Source organism: Rhizobacter sp. P1_G5, from assembly GCF_056405435.1.
On record NZ_JBFUCB010001153.1, the window covers coordinates 1 to 702 of the forward strand.

The following is a 702-nucleotide window of genomic DNA, read 5'->3' on the forward strand; positions in this document are numbered from 1 at the left end:
GGAAGCACACGCCGCCGGCCGCGCTGCAACTGCGCCGCATTGCGCTGGCGATCGGCATCAAGCCGGAAGCCTCGGCATCGGCGGGACGCAGCTCGACGCAGAACCCCCGGCAAGCGGACCAGACGATCGACCAGGCGATGGACCAGGCACGTGGCGCCGGCATGGCAATCGCGCACGGCCGACCCGACGACCCGCTGCTGTCCTTTCTCGGTCTTTGACCTTCATCGCATCACTTCATCACCTGAGCCCGCATGACTGATCCCCGCGCCAAAGTCGTCGTCGACGGCGATGTCACCCCGCTGCGCCAGGCGCTGCGTGCCGGCCTGCAGAACGTCCAGCAGTTCGGCGACCAGGCCGCGACCGGCCTCGGCAAGGTCAACGGGCCGCTGGAAGCGATCCAAGGCAAGTTCATCGCGCTGACGGCGGTGCTCGGCGGCGGTGCGCTTTTCGGCAAGGCGATCGAACAGACCGCCAAGTTCCAGGAAGAGAGCATCCAGCTGGGCAAGTCGCTGGGCGTGTCGGCGACCGGCGCCAGCACCTGGATCGCGGCGCTGGAGGATGTCGGGGCGACCACCGACGAGATGTCCGCGGCGAGTCGTGGACTGCTGAAGCACCTCAATGAGGACGAGGGAGCTCTGAACAAGCTCGGCCTCGCCACGCGCGACAGCGCCGGTGCGCTGCGCCCCATGAACGACCTGCTGC

2 protein-coding genes are annotated in these 702 nt (G+C 68.2%); both read left to right on the forward strand.

Going from position 1 to position 702, the window contains the following annotated elements; all coding sequences use genetic code 11:
* Nucleotides 1-218 (forward strand): hypothetical protein (locus tag AC1D12_RS34675; RefSeq protein ID WP_477845579.1); only part of this gene is annotated, 218 nt, incomplete at its 5' end.
* Between the two features lie 33 nt (nt 219-251).
* Nucleotides 252-702, forward strand: a 451-nt coding sequence (locus AC1D12_RS34680) for a hypothetical protein (protein ID WP_477845580.1), incomplete at its 3' end; no start/stop codon positions are given.